Genomic DNA, 24,737 nt, shown 5'->3' with positions numbered 1-24,737 from the left:
AAAGTCTGCACTCTTTTTCATTTCGTTTAATCGGGATTGGATTGACGGGAGCCGTAAAACTGAAGTATAGTACAAAAAAAATACTTTATAGGCGCTTTATGATACGTTCAAAAAGTCTTATCGTTCTTTCACTCATTCTGGTTGCGGTTGCGAGTCGTTATTTTCCACATCCCGCTAATTTTACGCCGATTCTCGCGATTTCCCTTTTTGCGGGAGCCCATTTTGTTTCTAAACGACTGTCCCTGTTTCTTCCGATATGCGGCCTTTTTATCAGCGACTTGCTGATCGGATTTCACGATCAAATGATTCCGGTTTACGGTATATCATTACTGTTGGTTATGGCGGGATGGCAGTTGAGAACTTCTTTTTCCGTCGGAAAACTCGTATTTTTATCTTTGAGCGGGTCGGTCTTTTTCTTTGTCTTCACCAACTTTTACGTATGGCTGATCGGATATTATTCCTATGATTTGAACGGACTCGTTCAGTGTTTTATCATGGCGCTTCCTTTCTTTCAAAATTCTCTTTTGGGAGACGCGTTTTATACGACCGTTCTTTTCGGCGGATTTGCACTGATCGAAAAATTGGGTTGGATGAAACTCGCGCCCGTTCCCGTTAAATAAATTTTTTCTTTGAACAACTTGCCTTCGTTGACTCGGAAGAGTTTTCGAAGGTTGTCTTCTCTTTTATCTTTTTTTCCTTTCCGCAAAACTAGGCTAGCATTCATAAAAAGAATTCTCTTGAGAATTTTTATATTAGAGTTTTTGAAAAATTCCATATCTGCTTTTAACAAAATGGCGTTATTCGTTCTTTTTGTTAAAAAAAGAAAGAGAAGAAAATTAATTTTTCAACAACTCTAATTTTAAAGAGTCAGAGAAACTCCCAAATAAAATCCGTAATAGGTATCGATCACTTCCTTTTGAAGCGCGGGTCTTGTCGTAGTCAAGTCCACCGTTTTTGTGACCGTATTCAGCGCGGTCGAACTGATGATATCCGGAAATAACAAATTCGCGTCGTAGTTGTATCCGGTGACGGAGGATCTCATCTCCGTATATTGAAAACCGAACGTAAATTTGAGCCAACTCGTTCTTAAAAAAGAAAGCCCCGTATCGATTTGATAACCGCCTCTTTTGACGAGGTTTTCTCCCGCAGAGCCCGCAGTTTCAGTAACTAAAAAGTTTTGAGCGCCGTTATAGGTCGTACTTCCGTTCGTCTTTAGATGATATTTTCCTAATGTTCTAAAGTAATCGGCGTTTGCGTGAAACTGAAAGAAATTGTTCAGTTTCTTAACGATTCTAAATCCGATTTGAGGACCTAAACCGCCGGCTTTTTCTTCCATATTTCCGAAACCCAGTCCTCCGGGTAAGTTTCCGTATTCTTTGGAATACGTATCCAAGTTACGGATTCCTAAGGAAGGTCCGATTCTGGTTCCGGATCCAGTTTCAAAAAAGTAAAGAAAGTTCAATTGAATATCCGTTCTTCGAAGCTCCGGACCGTACAAACTATAGGTTTGGTTCAAGTTTCCCGAAGTCGGATTTACATTCACCGAGGAATAGGAAGGATTGATTCTAAGATCCAGGAACGTCGCTTCCACTCCGAACTTTTTGGACTCGGTTAAGAATAAGAATCGAATCGGATACGCGGTTTTCGTGTTTCCTTGGGGATTGGAATAAAAACTTCCGGTGTTGTTGATCGTGTGCGCGTCGAAATTTCCGTTTCTCGCGATCGTATCGATATTCCGATAAAGTCCGTTTGTATAAAGAAGGGTGTTAGTCTCGTTGACGGAAACGTTTTGCCTTCTCGCTAACGATTCCGGAACCCAATTTGTTTGGTGGAATAGAAACGTGATTTCAAACGTAGCTCCTTTCGGAGTTTTGGCAAGTTCTTGTTCGTGAAGTTTATTTCTAAGTTCGCTGGCTTCATTTCTCTTTCTCTGAACTTCGAGAATCAACCTTTTTCTAGTGATCGGATCTTGGGCCTTGCCCGCTTTGATTTCGAGTTCGTCGGCTTCTTTTTCCAAAACATCCGGATTGGATTGAGATAAATCGTTTTGTCCGATTACGCTCGTTTGAAACAAGAGGAAAAAGACCGTAAAAAGGAAGAAGGGGATTGATCTTTGAATTTGCTTTTTCATAGGTTCTAAGCAGTGAGAGATAGGTAAGACGAAAGAATTCAAACATTTTTTTCCCGAGTATGGAAAAAGAAAAACGTTACAAAATTCTCTTCGCTAAAAATAACGAGATAGAACGATCTTATCGAATGTTTACGTTCTGAAACAAGTTTCGAAACGATCCTATCCAAATAGAAATAACAAGAGTGATTATGAGTTTAACCAAATTGGCGGTTTGTGTTTTTTGCGGTTCCCGTTCGGGGACCAATCCGATTTATACCGAGGCGGCTCGGGATTTGGGCCGATTGCTCGTTGAAAAAAACTTCGATTTGGTTTTTGGAGGAGCGTCCTGCGGTATTATGGGGACGATCGCCGACGCGGTGATGGAAAAAGGGGGAGGGGTATCGGGAATCATTCCCGATTTTCTTTCCATCAAAGAGGTAAAACACGATCGAGTCAAAGATCTTATGATCGTTTCTTCCATGCACGAAAGAAAGTTTAGAATGTATGAAAAGTCCTCCGGTTTTATCGCGTTACCGGGAGGAATCGGAACTCTGGACGAACTCGTGGAAATTACAACTTGGAATCAATTGAAGCTGATTTCAAAACCATTGGGTTTGCTCAATGTAAACGGTTATTTCGATTATTTGCTCAAACAATTGGGGAGAATGGTGGAGGACGGTTTTTTAGATCCGGAAACTAAAAACGGTCTGATCGTTTCGAACGATCCCGAAGAATTACTCGATCGACTGAGCCGACGTTTTATTTAAAAGAAAATCGTAATATAGAACGGTTTTGAAAAAGCTCGATGCCGTTTGTTCTCTGGCATAACGTTACCCGCAAGTCGAGAAGGATTTTGGAATTGGAAGGCACGTTTCGAGTGGCGAGTGATTAGGACTTTATGTACGATGAAACGCAAGCGTTTCAAGTGACGAGGGTTTAGGAACTAGGGGTTAGTGTACATAACATACGACTGTTCCTAATTCCTATCCACTCGTCCCTAACATCTAAAATGGGAGTGTTCCGACAAGAGTGGGACTTTTTACTTGCAAAAAGAATGTAAGGTCCTAACTCCTAAAATCTATCCGCTTGAAACGTTTTTACTCTTTTTCCGGCTCCGGTTCCAACAACCGAATCAATTCTATTTTCTCTTCTTCTTTTGCGATGTCTAAAGGAGATTTTCCTTCCAGATTTTTTAAGAACGGAGACGCGTTCAAGCTCAACAATACTTCCGCCGTGGAAATCCGATCATGAATGATCGCGATGTGGAGCGGCGTGTTTCCTTCCGGATCGATCGGGTTCGGAGAAATTCCGATTTGAAGAATGTTTCGACATAACTCGTCTTCTCCGTGTTCGGCGGCAAAAAATAATTTTTCGGTAAGGGCTTTTTTAAAAATTTTAGAAACGTGATGGTATTTCTGTCTTTCCGCTTCTTCCAATCCGGTTTTTCCGTTCGCGTTTATTTGTAAAAGATCCGCTCCGACTTTCAGAAGTTTTTCCAAACATTCCACGCTATCGTGCGAAGCCGCGAGAAGAAGCGCCGTATTTCCGTCCGCGTCTCTGTCTTCCAAAATTGTTTTTGTTTCTTCTTTTGATAGGAATAGATCCAATATTTCGAAATCGTTATGAAGTGCGGTAAGATGGAGAATGGTCCTTCCTTCCGAATTTTTTTTTAAACAATCGGCGCCCTTATCCAGAAGATATTCCGCGATTTCAAAGTGTCCCAAATCCACCGCTAAAAGAAGAGGAGTATATCCTTCTCCGTTTCTTTCTTCCAAGTCCGGTGTCGGCGAGTAATCGTTTTCAAAAACCATTTCCACGATTTCCACGTCTCCGGTACTCACCGCTTTTGTAAGAGGAGTATTTCCCGCAAAATCCTTTTTATCCGTGTCCGCTCCCGCTTCCAAAAAGATTCGGGTTAAATCTTGATTGCCTTGATCTAAAGATGTCAAAAGGGGAGTTTCCCCCCTTGCGTTCGTTTCATCCGGTTCAGCTCCGGCTCCGAGTAGAAGTTCGATCGCTTCCTGATCCCCGTTTTTTACAGCCCAAGATAAAACTCCCGATCCGTAATTGTCTCTATAGTCTTTTAGCCAATCGATGAGGATCTGTTCTCCTTCCATGGCGGTAAGGAGTTTTTGAATTTCTTCCGTTTTTCCGGTTTTAACCGCGGAAAATAGGTCGGTCAGTGATTCTGAAAAATCAGTCAGACAAAATTCTCCAATATCATATAGAATAAGAACAAAGTCGGAATCGAGAGCAGGATTCCAAGTCCCGGAAAAGCGGCTGCAAGCGAGGGCCTGAAACCCATCTGAATACAAACGATGGACGCTGTGATCATCGGCGCCATTCCGGCTTCTAACACCGTTATCCGCAAGCGACTCTGATTCACGTTTAAAAAATGATATATTAGAAATATCAGAATCGGAGCGAAGAGCAATTTATAAATGAGGCCGACCAATAGGGGTTGGATGAAGTTCTCGGATTTAGAACCCAAAGCCGGGAATTCCATTTGAAATCCAACGGTAAATAATGCGATCGGCACTAATGTTTCCCCCAAAATTTCAAGTACGGAAAGGATCGATTCCGGAATGGTGAAAAGTCTGAGGAAAAACGAAAAAAGTAAAGCAAGAAAAGGAGGGAAAGTAAAAAGCTTTTGTAAAATGGATCTAATCGGATTTCCGCTTTTTTTTCGGTCTTTCTCGGATAGAAAACGTAACGCGAGAATAAATCCGGGAATCGCAAGGCAAAGAAACGTTCCGAACTGATCTATGATTAATACCGAGTTGGTGACTTCCTCTCCGTAGAACACTCGTAAGACGGGAAGTCCTAAAAAAGACGTGTTCCCCAATCCGCAACAAAGTGTCGTTACGATTTTCGTTTCCGAATCCCAATCGAAGAATTTTCCGATCGTATAAAAAAATGCGACCGAAAGCCCGAAGATCAACCAAGGCATCAAGGCCAAAAAACCAAGAGACGTTTCGAGTTTCATCGTCGGAACGTTAGCTAAAATTAGAGAAGGAAGGGAAATATAGACTACGAAATTTCCAAGAACGAGCCCCGAGTTTTCGGGAAAAATTTTTCCTCGTTTGAGTACCCAACCTCCTATAAGACAAACCGGAATGAGTATTAGATGAGACACGATGTACAAAGTCTATCGTGTCTGCAATAGGGCAAGAGATTTAGAATTAGCCCGCTGCCGGAATTGAACCGGCGACCTTTTCATTACGAGGGAAATGCTCTACCCCTGAGCTAAGCGGGCGTTTGTCGATTCGAAGAATGAAAAATCTTGAATACGGTTTCCGAAAAACAAACTCGAACGTTCTTTTTTTACGAAGACCACATCATCCGCCTTGTCCGTAAATGTGCTACCTAAGTAAAAGTAGATTGTAGATCGGACAACGGAAAAAATTCAGGATTCGTTTTTCTTCGACTTCTTAAATTCTTTTACCATCATTGCAGTAATGCTGTCAAGATGTTTCACCTGGTCCTTAAGTTCCGGTTTTTCGTGACGCGAGGAAAAAGAATAACAGGAATTTTTGACACCTCTGTCTTTCATCCACCAATGCCTTCCGATTTCCCTTCTTTCTCGAGCGGGAAGGTTTCCTTCGTACATTTTATACTCGTCGAATTGAGCGGGAAAATTTCTTTCTTTGAGATAAAAAGCGTATGCGGAGTGAAAATTCATCGCGGCGTTTTGAATCAGTTCGTTGATATGAAGACAGCCTAACGTTTTATCCGCCGGAAAACGATTCATCAGTTTTACGTAGGACATTTCCTCTCCGACTAAATAATCGTATGCTTTAACCGCGGCGGGACAGGTCTCGTAAGGCACCCTTTTTTCGTCTACGCCCGATTTTACGATTTTCAACGTGGTAAGATCGACTTCGAGATACAAAGTCATATCGTGATAGGGATCGTATTGGTTTACTTCGATGATACAAAACGGAGGGGACTCTTCCGGAAACCAATAGTACCTACTTTCATAATTTCTTTGGAAGTCCGTATTCCGAAAACGAATCCTTTCCTTAAGCTCCTGCAACGTATTCATTCAAACCTCTTATTCCGAAGAAACGTTTAAAACATTTTCCGATTCTTCTAGGATCATCTTTTAAAGAGATTGAATTCGCTAAAGGATTTTTTCCGTTTATTTTCCGGGTAGATCCCAGACGAGCCGAATTCCCGCCCTACGATCCGTTTTTAAATTCGGAATTCCTCCGAAGGATCGGAAATACGTTGTGGATTCTTCCTTTGCCGAGGAAAAAGATCCGCCTCGAATAACTTTATGCATTTTTCCGAATGCGTTTCTTTTGAGCGAATGTCCCGGATACGGAAGATAATCCGAACTCGTCCACTCCGCTACGTTCCCGCACATTCCGATCGCTCCGTAGGGACTCGCCGATTTTTTCGCAAGTTCGTAGACGGAGATCGTATCCATTTTTTTGCTTTCGAGAGTATTGCATAAGGAAGAATCGAAATCGTTTCCGAAAGGATATTCCAAGGCATTTGGAAAAAAGGAATAGGATTCGTCCCGATTGATCATCCAAGTTATACCGGTTCCGCGGGCGGCCTTTTCCCATTCCATTTCGGTAGGAAGTCGTTTGCCGGACCAGCGCGCGTAAGTTTCCGCTTCTCTGTAAGTGATTCCGTTTACGGGATGATGTTCTTTTCCCGCCGCGTATATTCCGCCTTTCCAATGAGGCGGAGGAGGAGTATTCGTTTCTTTTAAGAATTTTGAATATTCTTGATTTGTAACTTCGTATTTATCAATGTAAAAAGAGGAAATGTCCTGAAGGTTTCCTCGTTCGGGTTTGAAGTAAAACGGATTGTAACTGTCTTCCGAAGGTTCGTCGCCTTGACCGTGGAGAAAAAATCCCATGGACTCGTAAAACGATTCTCCGTTTTGTTCGTAACCTCCGAATACGAGAACCATTTCCTTTCCGTCTTTCGGATGTCTGAGTTGTTTTGCGGGCTTGGTTCTTCTTTTATCCTCGGTGAAGAAAGCGCCCGGTTCTATATAAGCTATTTCTTGTTTATAGTCCTGAATGAAAGTTCCCGCCGTGAGGAGTTTTTCCGGCACGCCCGAATTTGCCGTAAATGAACCGTAGAGTTCGATTTCGGAGGCCTTCTTTCCTGACGAATTTGTTTGATAAGCGACCGAGATTTGGCGGATAAAAAAGGAGCCGATTTCTTTTTCGGGATTTTTTTGTAAGACCGCGTATTGAGTTTTTTTTTCCAGGACGGCTTTGATTTCCTCTTCTTCCTTTCCGTAAAAGATCGAACCTCTTCGAATTCGAATTTTTACTTTCCCTTTTCCGCTATAAACCGCTTCCACTTCTCCTTTCCAAAGCGGAACCATTCTCATGTTGAGAGAGGATTCTTCCTTTTCTTGGTCTTGAGTGAATAAAGAAGTCGTAAATCCTACGGCAAAAAGGAAAAGAATTACGATGAATCGTTTGAGTTTAAAAATGGAATCGAAAATCATAATGCCCGACCGACCTTTTTTTGAAAGGACGGTTTTCTGTTATTAGTTTCGGCATAAATTTCCGATTTGGAAAAGAATTTTAAGCGGGGTCCGTTTCAAAAACTTTTCGTCCAGACTTTAAACGGACTTTATTAAAGTTCGTTCTTACTTTTTCTTTTTTTTGAAGGAAGGGGCTCCGCTCGGTTTTTTATCTCCCTGGGAGAATTTAGAGCGAGATCCGTTGCCGGAACTACTATTGCCGGAATGTGAACTCGAACTCGATTTGGACCTCGGCTCCGACCTTCCAAAATTCCGATCCCTATATCTTCCGCCGCCGGATTTCTTTTTAGGAGGATTTTTTTCATCGTATTTAAAATCGGATTCGAATTTTACGGAATCGTCGAAGGTCACACTGTCTTTAAGAATCGTCATCTTAAACAAGGCGGCGGCGATGTCGAGCGCGGTGTAATCGTCTCCCATCAGTTTTTCCACTTGGTTTACGTATTTGCCGATATGACCCGCGTCCACGATGGATCTGACTTTGGAAGTATAGGAATGGATTTTTGTTTCTTCGAGATCGTCTAACGTTGGAATTTTTCCCGCTTCGATCTTGATTCCGTTGATCCGTTCGATCTTCTTGATGTTGTAAATTTGTTTCCCGACGATAAAGGAAAACGCGATTCCTTTTTTACCGGCCCTGCCGGTTCTACCGATTCTGTGTACATAGTCCTCTCCGTCTCTCGGAAGGTCGTAATTGAATACGGCTTCGACGTTGTTGACGTCGATTCCCCTTCCCGCCACGTCCGTCGCGACTAAAATTTCGATACTTCCGTTCCGAAACCCGTTCATTACCTTGTCTCTTTGTTTCTGATTCAAGTCTCCGTGAAGCGCCTCCGCAAAGTAACCTCTCGATTTCAGCAGTTCGACGACGTTGTCCACCTGCGCTTTTGTATTACAGAATACTAATGCGAGCTTTACGTTTCTGTATTCGATCAACCTCGCAAGGGCCTCCCCTTTTGCGTTTTCCTGAATTTCATAATAGATCTGTTCGATTTTAGGCGCGCTCAGTTTTTGATGAGTCACGTCGATGATTTGAGGATGCCTTTGAAATCGTTTCATCAACGTAAGGATATCGTTCGACATCGTTGCTGAAAACATGATCGTCTGACGATCCACAGGTGTGTCTTTTAGAATGAACTCCATGTCTTCGCGAAAACCCATGTCCAACATTTCGTCGGCTTCGTCCAGAACGACGATTTTGATATCTTCAAGGCGGATGGAACCCCTTCTCATGTGGTCCATCATTCTTCCCGGAGTTGCGATTACGATCTGAGGATTTTTGCGAAGCGCTCGGAGTTGTCTGTCTATTTCCTGACCGCCGTAAACCGGTACGACTTCAAAGTTCCCTTTGTATTTCATCAATTTGCGGAATTGTTCGCTGACTTGGATGACGAGCTCCCGAGTAGGACAAAGAATCAAGGCTTGTAGATGTTTACTTGCCACTTCCAGGAGTTCTATCGTCGGAATTGCAAACGCGGCCGTTTTTCCGGTTCCGGTCTGCGCGTGTCCGATGATGTCTTTTCCTTTTAATATGACCGGAATCGCTTCCGACTGAATGGGAGAGGCTTCTTCAAAGCCCATTTCCGAAATCGCGTTTTGGATTTCGGCGGATAAGTTTAGTTCGCTAAACTTGAGTTTTTTCATAGATGTTCCTTTCAAACGATAAATCGCCCGCATTCCGGGAACCTCTAATACTTTGAATTTTCAAGATGAACTTATCCGGAAGATCAAAAAACCGATCGAAGAGAGGAAGGTTGGAACCAGGAGATATTTTACGTCTTCGTTAATGAGACGTTTGTTTTTACTACGATTTTAGAATCGGTTATTTATACAAGGATAAAAGAATGAGGCGCTCCTTGTTTACGAATTTCGGGAGTTTGAAGATTCGATTTCAAAAATAAATCCGGATGTCGTATAACGGAATTTCAAAACGAAACGCGTCGATTTCGGGATGAATTCCGTTTAAAAACAACGATTGCGCGTGAAATCCGCCTTTCGAATCGAAAACGTTTTATCGAAAATACATTCAAAATTTTGAAAGTTATTTTTCTTCGGTTTAAAATTGAACCGTCATCATTAAGTAACCGAACTGCGCTTGAGGAAGAAAGTTGGTTTTTCTAAATTCGGGAGAAATCGAGTCGTCGTTGAGTTTGCGTCGAACCGCGTCGCCCGCAAAAATCCAACTCCCTCCTAACGCCCAAAGAATATCCTTATATTTGAATGAATAAAGCATATCGATTTCTCTAAACAAATTCTTTCCAAGAGTCGTTACTCCCCTTTGATCCAAGGCGCCTTTTTCGTTTTGAATATAGGGATCCTTAAAGCGGTTGTTTGCGTAGGATTCCGTACTGGCTCCGTCCTTGAGGGTTCCCGTAACGTCGTACCAACCATCTTGTCTTTTTTGTTTGTCAACGATCCAATAGGCGATTTTTAACTTACCGAATTCGCCCCCGTCCCAAGTAAGATTTGCGGACTTACCGATCATGTTGACCCAACTCACTTGATCCGCTTCTCCGAAAAAACCGTGATTGGAATGAAACAGGTTTGAGAACGTCGCAATTTTTCCGTCCTTTCGATTCGGATCTCCGCTACCAATGTCGTATACGCCGCCGAGTCGGAAGGATCCGATCGTATAACCGAAGTCGAGTGCGAACGCATAAGCATCGTAAGCTTGTCTTTCTTTGTAAACGTTATTCGTCATTGTTTTGCCGGTAAGAGGATCCACGGTGGAAAAGTTTGTGTTTAAACTATCCCAACTCGGTGCGATGTTCAGACCGTTCCTTCCGGTTTGTCTCGCGTATTCGATCGAAAAATCAAACGGAATTTTCGCCTTTTTATCGGGACTCGTTCTGTTGGAAAGTCTGAGTCCGAACGTATGCAGTTGATCGTATCTGGAATCCCTCGGAATCGTTTCGGGATTAGGAAGGAGCAGAATCGTAGAGTTATTATGAGGCAGCCACTTCTTATACAATCCGATATAATACGCGTCTATGTGGAGTAAATCGGACGGTTTGAACGTATTGTAAAAGCCGGTGAAGGTCGCGTCTCCTTGTTGTTGTTTGGAAAGTTCCGCGGTGAACGTACAAGCGGAAGGCGAGAGGGAATTGGGAGGGCAAGTGTATTGTATCGGAAACGAATTCCTTTTTCCTAAATTAGTGGAATTGCCCGCGACGTCCGAATCTTGTTCGCCCACGATCATCGCCCAGGCGTGAGAGGAAAAAAGTTCTTTATCGATCTTTAAACGGAAACCGTTAAAACTTCTTCCGACGTTGTTCCACTCCAAAGCGCCCACGAGTCTTTCGTCTCCGTATTTTAGAATTTGTCTTCCCGCTTGTAACGTAACGGGGCCGATTAATTCTTTGGATTCTATCCAAGCTTCTCGAATTCCGACCGATTGCCTTGTGTTGTCGTTTGCGGTATCGAGTCCGATGGAAGAACCTTTTTCACCTCCCCAAAGAGCGGAATCTTGTAATGTGATCTTTGATTTCGTTTTTTCGGTGAATTCTTTTTCGATCCAAATTTGAGCTTTGGCGCCTACGAAAGAAACATTATCATTTTTGAATTTATCAAAATCGTAATTGTACCTGGCTTCGGGACGAATTCGAACCAAACCGCCGAGTTTAACCGACTCGTGCCAGGGAGTTTCTTTTTTCGGTTCTTTAATTTCGACTTCGGTTGCGGCGGGCCCTGGAACTACTTCCTGTTTTTGAACTTCGATCGGTTCTCGCTGAACCATTTGTGTCGAGTTATTCCGAACTTTCGGACGTTTGACTCTTTTCGTTCTTTTAGCGTTGATTTCCGAGAATGAAAAAACAATTAGTATGAGCGAAAGTTGGATCATTTTCAATTTGCAAATTTTCAAGTCGGGTCCTCTCGATTTTTATTTCTCGTTTGCAGTGTCGCAAAAAATACGCGGGAACGGCCGGACTTAAATTTACGGAACGCAGCACGGCCCCTGATGGTTATAATTTGAATTTATTATATTATAAAATATAAATGTATTCAAAAATTGAATATGGAACGTTAAAGGGAATAGACGAATGGAATGCGGAAATTTTTTTACCGATTATGTCGGATGGCTAAGAATTTGCTCCAAACCTGTCGAGCGCCAATAGAAGCGAGACACTAAGTTCCACAAAAACGCAGGGAGTTCCCACGTTTCAAGGGCGAGGGTTTAGTGACTAGGGGTTAGGTGGGGGATCGTCCCTTCTGAATGCGTGAGTTCCCACAGATTACGTCTCTTCGATGCGATTGTCCTAACCCCTAACAACTCGCTACTAACTACTCGAAGCGGGAGTTCCCACGTTTCAAGTGGCGAGGGTTTAGTTGTAGGGGTTAGGACGCTACGCGGTCTTCCTATGAGCCGGTTTTCTTTTTCGCAATCGGCTTCTTTGAATTTACCGCTTGTATTAATTTTTGAATTCGTTTTGTTCTGGTTTCCGAAGATTTCGCGTCTAAGATTGCTTCGATATATTCTCTTTTGTGCGACCAAGATAGGGATTCGAAAGATTTTTTTATATCCTTATCTTTGGAAAGAGCCTTGTTTACGTCTTCCGGAAGTTTTACGATCTTTGTTTCGTAATCGATATATTTGGAAAGTTCCGGACGTTTTTGTTTCTCCGCTTTGGAGCCGCCTTTTTTTACGGTTTCGGCTTTTTTAAATCGGACCGCGGACCAAATATCGTTTAAGGAAATAAGTGCGATCCCGTCGTATCCGTTTTGGGAAAGAGGTTCCCAACCGCGATCTCTATCTAAGTCCGTTTTGATGCCCGAGGATTTTTTCGGATAAGCGATCCAAAGCAGAGTTTCCTTACCGATCGTTTTTAGAATTTTTGAAAAAGAAGATTTGAGCGAAGAGGTGGAATCGGCAAAAAGAAGAATTCCATCCGCTTCGGAAATTTCATTCGTAACAATAACGCCCGAGATAGGAGGAGTCGACTTGTATTCGTTCTCTTTCCCGATCACGATCAGCCGATTTCCTTCCTTGAGTCTCATCTTTTTAATTAAGTCAGGATTCAAATCTATCATAAGGCGTAAGGAAACGAAGGTTTTTAAAAAATGCAAATCCGTTTTTTTATAAGTTCCGCAAATTGCTGGAACTCCTACGTTTTAGGAATCAGGCCTTAGTGGTTAGGGATCAGATATTTCTGTAAACCGAAGGAGATTCTACTTTTACAGAAAAACATACTGTGTAAAGTCCTAAAATCATGTTGGCAGAAATCAGCAGCTTGATGAACAGAATCAGTAGTTAAAAGGCCTAAATGCAGATGAAAGCCGGACATTGTTGTAAAGAAAGACTGCTTGATTGAGAGCGTTTTGAGTTTCTTTAAAATTATCGAAAGAATTTTTTAAAGAGAACTCATATTTAAGGGTTTTATTAACTCTTTCCGTAACGAAATGCAAACCGAACCATGAAAATGACCTTGTAAGCGATTCTAGATTCTTAAGATTGGGCCTAATGATTTCACCATTGCGTTGGTTTTTGCCCGCCAAACCAAAACCCCTATTACCGAAAGAAGTGATCGACCGATCTTATCCTCGTTTTAGATGGAGAATTTTAGAAGCGACCTTTATCGGTTATGCAGTATTTTATCTCGTAAGAAATAACTTTCCGGTCGTTTCCAAGGAGATGGGAGAAGCCCTTCGTTACAACCAGGAACAGATCACGAACATTTTAGCGGTGACCGCGATCACGTACGGGATCGGAAAATTCCTGATGGGAATTTTATCCGATCGTAGTAATCCGAAATACTTCATGCCTTTGGGTTTGATCTTAAGCGCGGTTTGCAATTTATTTTTCGGGGCTTCGAGTCAATATGAAGTTCATTTTTATCTCTGGGCGTTGAACGGATTGGTTCAAGGAATGGGATGGCCTCCTTGCGGGCGTTCTCTCGGCCACTGGTTCGGAGTCGCCGAAAGAGGATCTAAATTCGCAATTTGGAATATAGCGCATAACGTGGGCGGGGGTTTGGTGGGAGTTGTCGCCGCTTATAGCGCCGCCTGGTGGGGATGGAGAAACGCATTTTATATTCCCGCTTCGATAGCGGTGGTAACCGCAGTTTATCTTCTGTTCCGATTGGTGGACACTCCTCAGTCGGTAGGTCTTCCTCCGATCGAAGAATATCAGGAAGATCCCGAAAAAGAATTGAGAATATCCTCCCAAGAACAGGAAAAAGAACTTTCGTTTCAGGAAATCATCATCGGATCCGTATTAAAGAATTATTATGTTTGGACGTTCGCTTTCGCGAACTTTTTCGTTTATGTGGTTCGTTATAGTTTAACGGATATCGGTCCGACTTACTTAAAATTTGCAAAGGGCGCCTCTTTGGAAAAGGGAGGGATGAGTACTCTCATCTACGAATTTGCGGGAATCGGTTCCACGCTTCTTGTGGGTTGGGGTTCGGATAAACTGGGCGGGAAAAGAGGGATGGTGAGTTTCTTATGTATGCTTCCGATTTTATCCGCTTTGATCGCATTGTTGTTCACTCCTCCGGGTTTTCTTTGGTTGGATCTTACTTTGTTCGGTATAATCGGTTTTTTTATTTATCCGCCAGTCATGCTGTTAGGCGTTGCGGGCCTTGATTTCACTTCGAAAAAAGCGGTGGGGGCCGCGGCGGGTTTTATCGGATTATTCGGTTATTTGGGAAGAACGGTTCTTTCAAAAGCGGTGGGATGGCTGAGCAAACAACCCGGATTTCATTGGGAACAATCCTTGTATCTCATCATAGGTGCGACATTGATCTCTCTCGCATTACTTGCCGTTACTTGGAGTTGGAAGCCCAAGGCTTAACTCGATCGTATGGAAGAAGGGAGCGTCGTTCCGTTCGGAAGGAATCGTATTTTAAACTTGCCTTTCCTTTGACCGTTAAAATAGTTTTCTAATATGGTACACCCTTGGCACGATATTTCACCCGGAGATCAAGTTCCGGAATTCGTAAACGGCATTATTGAAATAAAACGCGGAAGCCGCGCGAAATACGAAGTCGATAAAGAATACGGAATTTTGAAACTGGATCGGGTTTTATATTCCTCTTTTTATTATCCGGCAAATTACGGATTTATTCCTCAGTCTTATTGTGGAGATCACGATCCTCTTGATATTTTGGTTCTTTCTCAGGTTGAGTTGGAACCGCTTTGTTTGGTAAAATCAAAAGTGATTGGTGTGATGAGAATGTTGGATTCCGGCGAGGAGGACGATAAGATCATCGCAGTCGCGGCTAACGATATGTCGGTCAATCATATCAACGATATTTCGGAACTTCCCCCGCACTTTACGTTGGAACTCAAACACTTCTTCGAAGATTATAAGAAGTTGGAAAACAAAACCGTAGTTATCGAAGACTTTCAAAACGCAGAGTTGGCGAGAAAGATCGTTTTAGATTCTTTGGAATTGTATAAGAAAACGTTTCCTAAAAAGTAATCGGTAAATTTTCGTTTTCGGCGAACGATCGAAGTTTTAAGAATTTCGATTTGAATCCGATCGGAAACTTCGTCCGCAAAAAAAGTATATTCCAAAATTAGAATTTAGTTCTGGAATATACTTTTTTTCAGCCTTACGACTTTTCAAAAAAAGAGAATCCCGTTTTCAAACTTGACCGGGAAAATCTCCCGGTTTCGTTCTCCAGCGTCTATGAACCCAGAAGTATTGTTCCGGAAACAACTTCACTTCTTCTTCTAAGGCCTTTGTCCAGACTTCCGTGTAATGGCGAATTGCGGTTTCCCGATCTTCAAACGCCTTTTTATCCACAAATCCCAGGTCTTTGACTCGAACGATCACCTTACCGTTCTCTCCGCAAAGAACCGAATACAAAAGCATCTTTGCGCCGGTAAGATAAGCCATCAATGCGGGACCTTGATAAGTGGATGCGGGGCGATTGAAAAAATTTACGAAAATTCCGACCTTGCCCGCGTTTTGATCCGAACCGAACCCGACCCAATAACCTTGTTTTAACATTTTGGTCACTTGACTGGATTCTTCCGTAGAAACGAGTTTGATTCCGTTTTTAGTTCTGAGTTGATAGATCAATTTATCCACAAACGGATTTCTTACCTTTTTATAAATTCCTCCGCCTTTCATGCGCATGCCCATAAACTGAACTAAGATTTCCCAGGTTCCGAAATGACCGGAAATCAAAACGACTCCGACGCCTTCTTCGTTTGTTTTCTTTTCAAGAGCTAAGGATTCGGGATCATAAACGAGATAACGATCCATCCATTTTTGATTCAAACGCGGAGCATACAAAGTTCCCGCGGCCAGATTTCCGATATGAAGAATACTTTTCCAAACGAGTTCTTTCTTTTGCGCTTCGGAATATTCGGGGAACGCGTGAGAAATATTTTCATACGCGATTCTTCTGTGTTTTCTTGCAAGGGGATAGAGAAGAATCACGAGAAATCTTCCGTATAAAAGACACAAACGATACGGTAAAATTCGAAACGGAAGATAGAATAGATAAACAAAGATAAAAGACGGTATATAACGAATCAAGGGGGCCCCGAAATTGTTTTTTTACAGCTTGTGCTAAACTTAATTTTACTTTATCGTCAAGGTCACAAGCCGTGTGAACTGATGCCTAACTCGGCAGGTTCTTATTACAAAGGGAACGATTTCCATCCGGATTGACAAGCAAAAGAACTACCCTTTTCGACGGACTTTATTGAAGGATCAAACTAAGCGGGATTCTTTCTTTTTTCTAAGAAGGAATATTTTAGAATCTTGCATCTTTCTCGATTTTAAAATATTCTTTTTGTCAACACGAAGTTTTGAAGATGAAAAAAATCCGCGTTTTAAAAATGGAAGCTCCGAGAGTTGACCGCAAAGGGTAGGTCGGAAATTCTGGAATTCACCCTTTCTATTTTTTTACGATCTCGTTGCTTGCTCAAAGAAAAATCTTGTACTCGAAAGAACCCATGGACAATCTGAAAACCTCCGTACATGAAATTTATCTTTCTCTTTCCGGAGAAGGAATTTCAACGGGCGTCCCGACCGTATTCGTACGTATGGCGGGATGTTCGCTTCGATGCGGAATGGTGACCGGAAGAAAGTTATGGTGTGATACTCCATACGCGTTGTCTCCGAACGCGGGTGAAGAATGGAACTTGAATCGGGTCTTGGATAAAATTCAAAACTTAAGTCCGGTTAATACTCAAGTTCTTCTTACCGGCGGAGAACCTCTTGAAGGAAGAAACCGAGACTTCAGCGTCGCATTGGGAAAAGAGATTTTCAGAACTAGAAAATCTTCCGGTTTATATCCGAGACCGAGGGTGGAAACCAACGGTGCGGAATCGATAGAAGGGTTGGATCAATTCGTTTTTACTCTGGATTACAAACTTCCCGGTTCCGGAATGGAAGACCGTATGAGTTTGAGAAATTTAGAAATTTATAATAAAAGAAAGAACGATTTGGACGAGATTAAGTTCGTGATCCGCGATAGAAACGATTTTGAAAGATGTCTCGAAGTGATCGAAAATCATAGATTGTCCGGGAACCTCTTGGCTTCTCCGGTGCAGGGAGAATTGTCGCCCGAAGTACTCGCGGAATGGATGAAATCCTCTTTGGGTTCCGGACTTCGCCTTTCCCTGCAAACTCATAAATACATCTGGGGCGATAAGAGAGGAGTTTAGTTGGAAGATACTTTACAACTCAGTCTTGATTTTGAATCCAGTCCCCGCTCGGGGTATCGCGGAGATTTTTGTTATCTCACCAATTCTCCCGAATCGGGCATCGGAAAGATCGTTTCATCGAACGAAGGAAAATTTACGATCGAGTTTACGTCGACTTCCTCCAAAAAGACGGTTTCGGAAAATTCTCCGTATTTGAAAATTCTTCCGGGTTATCCTTCCCCTCTCCGAAACGTAGGCGAACAAGCGGGATTGATGGATCTCGCTCTGACCGCTTATGAGTTAAAACTCACACACGCATTCGATAAACTTTCCGCTCTTTCCAATTCCAGAACGAGACTTCTTCCGCATCAGATCGAATCGACTTACATCGTGGTCAACAGTTTGCGACCTCGTTTTATTTTGGCGGACGAGGTCGGTTTGGGAAAAACCATCGAAGCCGCTCTTGTGATGAAGGAACTGATCTTTCGAAGGGGTTACAAGAAGGTTTTGATCGTAGCGCCTTCTCCCCTTTTGGTTCAGTGGCAACAGGAGTTGAAGAATAAGTTCAACGAAGATTTTGAAATCGTTAAGCGAAGAAATTTTCACACGGAGGGCGATAAGAACTGGAAAAATTTTCAACACGTCATCACTTCCGTCGACTTTATTAAAAATCCGAAATACGCGGAAGAAATTCTCAAAACGAAATGGGACATCGTCATTTTCGACGAAGCTCACAGGCTCAGAAGGGATTACCATAAAATTACGCGCGCCTATCTGTTTGCCGAAAAGATTTCCAAGAAGTGCGAATGTCTTCTTCTTTTAACCGCGACTCCGTTTCGAGGAAAATTAGAAGAACTTTATTATCTAATGCACCTAGTCGATCCGAATATTTTGGGTCCGTATCATACATTCGTAAACGATTATATTCTGGGAAATAAAACCGACCTCAAGGACAAAATTTCCAAGGTTCTTTTGCGGAGAAGAAAGGTCGAGGTCGGCGGGTTTACGAAACGATTCGCCAAAACGGTAAGAATCGAACTTTCTCCGGTGGAACGAGAATTTTACGAGGAAACGACCAACTACGTACGAAGAGAATACAATCTCGCGATGAGAACGCAGAACCGCGCGATCGGATTCGTGATGATCGTATTTCAGAAATTGTTGGATTCTTCGGTGTTCGCTCTTATTTCCGCGCTTACAAAAAGAAAGTTCCTTTTGGAAAACCGATTCCATCATATTAAACAAATGGAATCTAGCTTGGACGAATGGGACTTGGACGAAACCGAAGACGTGGAGGAATTCGTTTCCGGTTTGGACGAATCCGTTCAACTCGATCTTCAAAGTTTAAAAAGAGAGCTTCTTTCGCTCAATCGATTGATTCTTCTCGGAAAAAAAATCAAAGAAGATAAAAAATCCATAAAATTAAAGGAAACGATTCTCAAACTTCAAAAGGAAGGGCATTCAAAATTCATCATATTCACTCAGTTCAGATCGACTCAGGATTTTTTGGCCGGCGTTCTTTCCGATTTTCAGGTCACTTTGTTTCACGGTTCTTTAAGTGCGGACGCGAAGGAAAGGGCGATCGTTGAATTTAAAACGAAAACTGAAATTCTGATCTGTACGGAAGCGGGTGGAGAAGGTAGAAACCTTCAGTTTGCGAACGTACTTTTCAATTACGATCTTCCTTGGAGTCCCCTCAAGATCGAACAAAGAATCGGAAGGATTCATAGGTTCGGACAAAAGGACAACGTATTCATCTTTAACTTTGCGAGTAAAGATACGGTTGCGGAAAGGATTTTGGAAGTGCTTACGAACAAGATCCGTCTTTTCGAGGAGTCTATCGGCTCATCGGACGAACTGCTCGGAGCGATCGAAGACGAGTTGGATTTTAATTCCTCCTTTATGAAGTTTGTAACGGGCAATAAGTCCAAAATCGAAATGGAAGATGAGATCGATAACCGGATTAAGATCGCACAAAAAGGTTTTGAAAAATTGGGCGCGCTTGTCACTCCGAAGTTGATTGACTTTAATCTTTTGGATTATTACAGTCACACGCTCGAAGAACGTTCGTTTAACAATACGCATTTGGAAGAATTTATTTCCAGGTTTACTCGATTCTTTTCGGAAGAAGCGGGTTTTAAACTGATTCGGAAAAAACCTCAGATTTACGAAATCGACTCGCCTCAGTATAAGGGAAAATTAGGAACGTTCGATTCCGAACTCGCGCTCCAAAACGACAGTTTGGAATTTTTGGCCTTCGGACATCCCCTCATCGATAAGACCGTTTCTTATCTGATTCAAAATCAAAAGGGATGGAGCGCTTCTTTTCATTCGATTTCCAATAAGGAATATTACGTTTTCTTGGTGGAGTTTCAGTTCACACTCAAGCGAACCGAGTTATTTTACTTCGAGACAAATCCGAGAACGGGTTCCGTAAAAAGAATCGAAGAACTTCCCGAAGAAATTAGGGAAGCTCATTCCGTCCCAAAATCTTCAACTGTAACTTCAACACCTGATCATTTCGAACTTCCTTCCCGTTTGGAGGAAAATTTAATCCGAACTTTCCTTGCCTTGGATGAAATTTTGGAGACCAGAAAAAAGGAACTCGGAGAGCAGACTTTGGATCTCTTTCAAAAGGAGGAATTCAAAATCAGAACGAGCAATCAGAATACGCTTAGACAACTCGAAGAAAAATTGATGCGTCAAGAAGCCGCCTTCAAATGGGAAGGAAAGCCCGAAAAAAAATCGGCGATGAACCGAACCCGAAACGAAATTCAAAAAGTTAAGGAAGACTTTGATCGAGAGCTTCGTAAGGTAAGAAACGGTAAAACGATTCAACATCGATTTCAACTCTTTCAGGTATATCTCCCGAACTAAAAGCCAAGCGGATTTTCCTGCTCGACATCCGATTTTGATCGAGGTTTCTGGACTTCAGTAATTGGAACGGAGTTTGACGACGTGAAACTTTCCTTAGATTGGATGAACGATTTTACGCCTTTGAAAGAGGTTGGCCTTGACGCGATTTTAAAGAAGATAGCAATCTCCGTTTGTGAGATCGACGGAGCCGATCCGTATCGTCCCGAGTTGGACTTTGTAAAGATTGTTAAAATAGAATCTCTGGAAAAACATCCTTCTGCGGATAAACTTCAGGTCGCGAAGGTTTTCGACGGATCTTCCAAATCACAAATCGTCACCGGAGCCGCCAACGTAAAAGTCGGAGATTTGGTTCCTCTCGCGGTTCCGGGCGCCAAACTCGGAGAAAAGGAAATTGTAGAGTCGGAACTCAGAGGGGTCAAAAGTTCGGGAATGTTATGCTCCGAAAAGGAACTTTTTTTGTCGGAAGAAAGCGACGGGGTTTGGGTTTTAAACGGACTCGAAGGCGCGGAAGTGGGGAAAACGGTCCGTTCTTTGTTACATTACGATGATATTATATTCGATGTTGATAATAAATCCATCACACACAGACCGGATCTTTGGAATCATTTCGGTTTTGCGAGAGAACTCGCCTCTCAACTTCGTCTACCGATAACTTTCAATCCGTTCGAATCGCTTTGGAATTTCGACCTTTCGATCGAACTTCCGAAAGTATTAGAAAATCAGAATGCACATTCCTATTACGCTTCTTCGATTCGTGATATTTCCATTCTTCCTTCCAAGAGAAAATTCCGATCCCGTTTGCAGAAATGCGGAATTCGAGTCATCAACAACGTGGTGGACGTTTCCAATTATGTGATGTTGGAAATGGGCCAACCCACTCATTTTTTTGATAAGAAATTTTTGGAAAGTCAAGGCGGGATTTCTCTCGAAGTTTCCTATGCAAAGAAAGCGGAACGTTTTGGGCTATTGGACGAAACGTCTCCTTCTTTGGAAGAGGAAATTCTTCTCATACGCAATCAAGGAAAACCGGTCGCGATCGCCGGAGTGATGGGTGGAAAAGAATCCGCCGTGCAGAATACTTCTACCGAAATCGTGATGGAATCTGCGGTGTTTGCGAGAGAAAAAGTTCGTAAGTCCATTCGTTCCACGGGAATTCGATCCGATTCTTCCGTACGTTACGAAAAGGGTCTCGAAGCGACTACAACTCTTCCGGTGATTCGTCGCGCTCTCAATCTATTGAAAGAGAACGGATGTCCTTCTCTGAAGGCCGGGGAGCCGGTCGGATTTTTACACACACCTCATAAAGAAGTTCATATTCATACGAACATCCACTTTATCAACGCGAAATTGGGTGTTACGTTATCTCAAGGCGATATCACGGATATATTAGAAAGATTGCATTTTGTAGTTTCTTGGAAAGGAGATCAACTCGAAGTGTTGGTTCCGAAATTTCGTCATAACTACGACATTACGATTCCGGAAGATCTCGTGGAAGAAATCGGAAGAACCAGAGGTTACGATACGATTCAGGTGGCTCCTCTTTTGGCGGAAGTCAAAACTCCGATTCGAAATTTAAGCAGAGAATTGGAAAAGAAGTGTAAGACGTTCTTTTCCGGAAGTCTGGGTTATCACGAAGTTTTTAACTATTCCTTTCAATCTTTAAAAGAAAACGAGTTGGATGGAGATCCAAAACTTTCCGTAAAGATTAAGAATGAAATGCCGGAAGAACAGTCGTTTCTTCGAAATTCTCTATTGCCTTCTCTGTTAAAAAATATTCGAACCAATCAGGATCGTTTTGGGGAGATTAAGATTTTTGAATTTGGCAGGGCGTATTTTAATCTTCCGGAGCCGGAAAACGAAAAGAAATTTCTGTCGTTTGCGGTTTCGTATGACAGAAAAAGTTCCGAATCGGATCTGAAACTTTTGGAAGAGGATTTCCTGAAGGTGAGAAAAGAAATCGAATCCCTTTTGAACTCTATTCAAATTTTTGAAACTACCTGGGAGATCAAACCGGAGCCGATCTTTCATCCGGGAGCGAGTTTGCGTTTGGTCGGAAGATCGTCAGAGAACGATAGATTAAATATTATCGGAAATTTAGGATACGTTCATCCGGCTGTTTTGGATTCTTTTGAACTTAAAAAAAGGGTAATTTACGGTTCTATTGAATTCGAGAAGATTGTCGAACTCTGGAATCAAAATCGAAAAGTTTCCCGTTTTATCGTTCCTTCCCAATTCCCAGAAGCTGAAATCGATCTTTCGATTTTGATCGGAGAAAAGGAAAATACGAACGTGTTTACTGATCTCGTAAAAAAGGAAAGTATTTCCGAATTGGAGGAAGGTTGGGTCTATTCTCAATTTGCGGGCGGTAACGTTCCGGAAGGAAAAAGATCGGTGAGTTATCGTTTTCGATTGGTCAACTACGAAAAAACTTTCACTCAAGAAAGAATCAAAGAGATTTCCGATCAGTTAGTCGCGCTTGCCGGAAAGAACGGATTCGTTTTACGGTAAAACGTTTGAGTTTTCACGTTTCAAGGAGTTAGGAACTATTGATTAGGATGATCTTTCTTAGGAGACGATGATTCAAGTCGCGACTCATCATGCACCGCGATGAATTCGGGAAAATATAAAATAAAATGAATATTCATGAAACTGCATTCATTCATCCTCAGGCTACGGCGATCGGTCTCGTGGAGATGGCCCCCTATTCTTCCCTTTGGCCCGGAACCGTCGTTCGAGCGGATATGAATCGGATCGTTTTAGGAGAGGGAGTCAACATTCAGGATAACTCCACTCTTCATACCGATTCGAGCCGAGGAATTTTTATCGGAGATTACACGTTAGTCGGCCATAATACGATGTTGCACGGTTGTAAGATCGGAAGAGGTTGTCTCATCGGAATCGGAAGTATTGTTTTAGACGAGGCCGAAATCGGAGACGGGGCGATGGTGACTGCCGGTTGTACGGTTCGAGGCGGAAAAAAAATTCCTCCGGGAGCGATGGTCATACAGAAGAACGGGGAGCTGAAAATTTTCGAAGGGAAAGCCAAACCCGTTTTGAGTGTCGCCGGTTGTTTGGAATACATCGCTCTTTCCGATCGATTTAAGAAGGGGATTTTCGGTCCGTTTACAACGGAAGAGGAAGTCGAATTTCAGAATCGAGCGAAAACGATCTTGAGAGGAATGGGAATTCCTTTCAAAGAATAAAGAGTTTGTTTCCAATCCACAAAAACCTATAATCCGTCTCTTTCGATAGTTTACGGATTTTGAATGACTTTTTCGTTACTAAAGTCCGTCAAAGGAAGTTCCTGCATTTTACGCTAAAATTTCGAGTTCGCGTAACGTTACGTTTTTGCGGAATTTGTCCGTTGATTTAAAATGACTCTTTTAAGGTTTTGGGACGGCCTTTAGATTTTGGATTAGTCTTTTTTCCTGAACCCGAATTCCAAAAAGTTTTGGCGAAATAAGGCTGCGTTTTTCGGACTGAGAAGTTTCACTTTTTTTTCTATAACGGTAATGTGACAGTCGATATATTCGTTTCGATAAGCGTCTCCTTCCTGAATTGAAAAATCAATGCTAGAAAATATTCTACCTTGTTTGGTTGGCTTTCTGATTTGAAACGGAAGTTCTTTGTGACCTTCTCCGTTTAACGAAATTTTGAACAAAGAGATAAACTCGGAGGGAAACTGAGTGTTTGCACCGAGTACGATCCGATAATTGCCCGGTATTTTAGCGGGTAATCGAACCGTCGCAGAAAGATCGTTATTCAGTTTGAAGTTTAAATAAAATGGATAACTGGAAGTTTCTTCTTCTTTGAAATAATCCGGAAGTGTAATATCATGACTCCATATTTTGTCCGTTGAAAATGGAGATAGAAGAAATATCCATAAGAATAATTGAATTCGTTTTGATTGAAAAAGTTTCATCCTCAAATACCGTCCTTATCTTTTTGGGAATGTCGCTTAATGAAGTAGGCATCAAACTACTTTTTCTTTTTTATTGTATTATGAAATGGGTTGGCAATTTGCAGGCCTTTGATTTGAAGTCCGTCTTGCAAATCTTCGCTTAATAATGTTTTACAATTTGCTTCAATAGCAGAACCGATAAGAACAGAATTGTAGAAAGAAAGTTCATATCGGTCCCTGATTTCAATTGCATTCAGAATATTCTCATTAGTATAATAAACACTGCACAATGGAAACATAACTCTTTTCAAATATATTTCTAAGTCTTTTGGTTTTAAGGGTATCTGAAACTTTTTCAATGCAACATTTGAAAACTCTTGGATAGCTAATTACGTAATTATTTTCTGCTAACGCGGTTGAAACGATTTCCTTTGATTTCTCATATTTCGTTTTGTTTTCTGCATCGAAATTATAAATGAACAGATTAGTATCTAAGAATACTTTATCTTTCATTCATCTCTTCCCTGGTAAATTTTCGACCGACTTTAACGTAATTTAGTTTTTGTAAAAGATTTTCATAATCAGAAACGTCTTTAACAGAGTTTGAGTAATTTTTAAGAAATTCATTAAAAACATCAGTTAAAGACTTTCGTTCACTTGCCGCGCGTAGGTCTCGCTTTTTCAAGCAAGGTCGTCTGCTCTAAAAGTAATATTCTTCATAGTTCATT

General features: G+C 42.0%; 18 protein-coding genes, 1 tRNA gene and 2 pseudogenes. 8 read left to right on the top strand and 13 right to left on the bottom strand.

Annotation, left to right across the window (positions count from 1 at the left end; translation table 11 throughout):
* Positions 1 to 98: 98 nt before the first annotated feature.
* Complete coding sequence (locus tag LEP1GSC194_RS02770; RefSeq protein WP_020772127.1) at positions 99 to 620, top strand: DUF6580 family putative transport protein; 522 nt, start codon at positions 99 to 101, stop codon at positions 618 to 620.
* Between the two features lie 239 nt (positions 621 to 859).
* Here the strand turns inward: LEP1GSC194_RS02770 and LEP1GSC194_RS02760 are convergent, their stop codons facing one another.
* Entirely contained in the window at positions 860 to 2,131 is a 1,272-nt protein-coding gene (locus tag LEP1GSC194_RS02760) for an LA_2444/LA_4059 family outer membrane protein (RefSeq protein WP_020772204.1), read from the bottom strand.
* A gap of 188 nt (positions 2,132 to 2,319) precedes the next feature.
* Here LEP1GSC194_RS02760 and LEP1GSC194_RS02755 point away from each other — a divergent pair, with 188 nt between their 5' ends.
* A complete protein-coding gene (locus LEP1GSC194_RS02755) occupies positions 2,320 to 2,877 on the top strand; it encodes an LOG family protein (RefSeq protein WP_020772105.1) in 558 nt (185 codons plus the stop codon).
* 330 nt (positions 2,878 to 3,207) lie between these two features.
* On the opposite strand, the gene LEP1GSC194_RS02750 is transcribed toward LEP1GSC194_RS02755, so the two are convergent.
* The 8 genes from LEP1GSC194_RS02750 to LEP1GSC194_RS02715 form a co-directional block, all read right to left on the bottom strand.
* Positions 3,208 to 4,227 carry an ankyrin repeat domain-containing protein gene (locus tag LEP1GSC194_RS02750; RefSeq protein ID WP_020772187.1) on the bottom strand — a complete coding sequence of 340 codons (1,020 nt, stop codon included), beginning with the start codon at positions 4,225 to 4,227 and terminating at the stop codon, positions 3,208 to 3,210.
* Between the two features lie 83 nt (positions 4,228 to 4,310).
* Entirely contained in the window at positions 4,311 to 5,246 is a 936-nt protein-coding gene (locus LEP1GSC194_RS02745) for an AEC family transporter (RefSeq protein WP_036040950.1), read from the bottom strand.
* A 48-nt stretch (positions 5,247 to 5,294) separates the two neighbouring features.
* A tRNA-Thr gene (locus LEP1GSC194_RS02740) sits at positions 5,295 to 5,366 on the bottom strand.
* Positions 5,367 to 5,516: 150 nt separating this feature from the next.
* Positions 5,517 to 6,155, bottom strand: a complete 639-nt coding sequence (locus tag LEP1GSC194_RS02735; RefSeq protein ID WP_020772202.1) for a DUF2889 domain-containing protein — start codon at positions 6,153 to 6,155, stop codon at positions 5,517 to 5,519.
* A gap of 96 nt (positions 6,156 to 6,251) precedes the next feature.
* Positions 6,252 to 7,589 carry a formylglycine-generating enzyme family protein gene (locus LEP1GSC194_RS02730; RefSeq protein ID WP_020772108.1) on the bottom strand — a complete coding sequence of 446 codons (1,338 nt, stop codon included), beginning with the start codon at positions 7,587 to 7,589 and terminating at the stop codon, positions 6,252 to 6,254.
* 144 nt (positions 7,590 to 7,733) lie between these two features.
* Positions 7,734 to 9,272 carry a DEAD/DEAH box helicase gene (locus tag LEP1GSC194_RS02725; protein ID WP_036040947.1) on the bottom strand — a complete coding sequence of 513 codons (1,539 nt, stop codon included), beginning with the start codon at positions 9,270 to 9,272 and terminating at the stop codon, positions 7,734 to 7,736.
* Positions 9,273 to 9,684: 412 nt separating this feature from the next.
* Positions 9,685 to 11,469: an alginate export family protein gene (locus LEP1GSC194_RS02720; protein ID WP_408605324.1), complete on the bottom strand. Its 1,785-nt coding sequence runs from the start codon at positions 11,467 to 11,469 to the stop codon at positions 9,685 to 9,687.
* Between the two features lie 515 nt (positions 11,470 to 11,984).
* Positions 11,985 to 12,656: a YdeI/OmpD-associated family protein gene (locus LEP1GSC194_RS02715; RefSeq protein ID WP_036040944.1), complete on the bottom strand. Its 672-nt coding sequence runs from the start codon at positions 12,654 to 12,656 to the stop codon at positions 11,985 to 11,987.
* A 430-nt stretch (positions 12,657 to 13,086) separates the two neighbouring features.
* Between LEP1GSC194_RS02715 and LEP1GSC194_RS02710 the strand changes: the two genes are divergently transcribed.
* Together LEP1GSC194_RS02710 and LEP1GSC194_RS02705 are read left to right on the top strand one after the other, a co-directional pair.
* On the top strand, positions 13,087 to 14,418 hold the full coding sequence (locus LEP1GSC194_RS02710; RefSeq protein WP_020772149.1) for an MFS transporter: 1,332 nt from the start codon (positions 13,087 to 13,089) through the stop codon (positions 14,416 to 14,418).
* A gap of 93 nt (positions 14,419 to 14,511) precedes the next feature.
* On the top strand, positions 14,512 to 15,048 hold the full coding sequence (locus tag LEP1GSC194_RS02705) for an inorganic diphosphatase (protein ID WP_020772193.1): 537 nt from the start codon (positions 14,512 to 14,514) through the stop codon (positions 15,046 to 15,048).
* A gap of 165 nt (positions 15,049 to 15,213) precedes the next feature.
* Here the strand turns inward: LEP1GSC194_RS02705 and LEP1GSC194_RS02700 are convergent, their stop codons facing one another.
* Positions 15,214 to 16,116 carry a lysophospholipid acyltransferase family protein gene (locus LEP1GSC194_RS02700; RefSeq protein WP_020772175.1) on the bottom strand — a complete coding sequence of 301 codons (903 nt, stop codon included), beginning with the start codon at positions 16,114 to 16,116 and terminating at the stop codon, positions 15,214 to 15,216.
* Between the two features lie 422 nt (positions 16,117 to 16,538).
* Here LEP1GSC194_RS02700 and LEP1GSC194_RS02695 point away from each other — a divergent pair, with 422 nt between their 5' ends.
* The 4 genes from LEP1GSC194_RS02695 (at position 16,539) to LEP1GSC194_RS02680 (ending at position 23,311) form a co-directional block, all read left to right on the top strand.
* Positions 16,539 to 17,252, top strand: a complete 714-nt coding sequence (locus tag LEP1GSC194_RS02695) for a 7-carboxy-7-deazaguanine synthase QueE (RefSeq protein ID WP_020772151.1) — start codon at positions 16,539 to 16,541, stop codon at positions 17,250 to 17,252.
* The gene (locus LEP1GSC194_RS02690; RefSeq protein WP_020772160.1) at positions 17,253 to 20,108 is read left to right on the top strand and encodes a DEAD/DEAH box helicase; all 2,856 of its coding nucleotides are present in this window, start codon (positions 17,253 to 17,255) and stop codon (positions 20,106 to 20,108) included. It abuts the gene before it with no gap.
* Between the two features lie 81 nt (positions 20,109 to 20,189).
* On the top strand, positions 20,190 to 22,616 hold the full coding sequence (gene pheT / locus LEP1GSC194_RS02685) for a phenylalanine--tRNA ligase subunit beta (RefSeq protein ID WP_020772185.1): 2,427 nt from the start codon (positions 20,190 to 20,192) through the stop codon (positions 22,614 to 22,616).
* A 125-nt stretch (positions 22,617 to 22,741) separates the two neighbouring features.
* The gene (locus tag LEP1GSC194_RS02680; RefSeq protein ID WP_020772177.1) at positions 22,742 to 23,311 is read left to right on the top strand and encodes a gamma carbonic anhydrase family protein; all 570 of its coding nucleotides are present in this window, start codon (positions 22,742 to 22,744) and stop codon (positions 23,309 to 23,311) included.
* A gap of 212 nt (positions 23,312 to 23,523) precedes the next feature.
* Here the strand turns inward: LEP1GSC194_RS02680 and LEP1GSC194_RS02675 are convergent, their stop codons facing one another.
* From LEP1GSC194_RS02675 to LEP1GSC194_RS02665, 3 genes and pseudogenes are all read right to left on the bottom strand, one after another.
* Positions 23,524 to 24,030 (bottom strand): hypothetical protein, encoded by a 507-nt coding sequence (locus LEP1GSC194_RS02675; protein WP_020772164.1) that lies wholly within the window; start codon positions 24,028 to 24,030, stop codon positions 23,524 to 23,526.
* Between the two features lie 56 nt (positions 24,031 to 24,086).
* A pseudogene (locus LEP1GSC194_RS22840) lies at positions 24,087 to 24,522 on the bottom strand (PIN domain-containing protein).
* Positions 24,512 to 24,729, bottom strand: a pseudogene (locus LEP1GSC194_RS02665) (antitoxin). The pseudogenes LEP1GSC194_RS22840 and LEP1GSC194_RS02665 overlap by 11 nt, the downstream one beginning before the upstream one ends.
* Positions 24,730 to 24,737 lie beyond the last annotated feature (8 nt).

The organism is Leptospira alstonii serovar Sichuan str. 79601, assembly GCF_000347175.1.
GTDB classification, from domain to species: Bacteria; Spirochaetota; Leptospiria; order Leptospirales; family Leptospiraceae; genus Leptospira; species Leptospira alstonii.
This window is presented reverse-complemented; position numbering and strand designations above follow the sequence as displayed.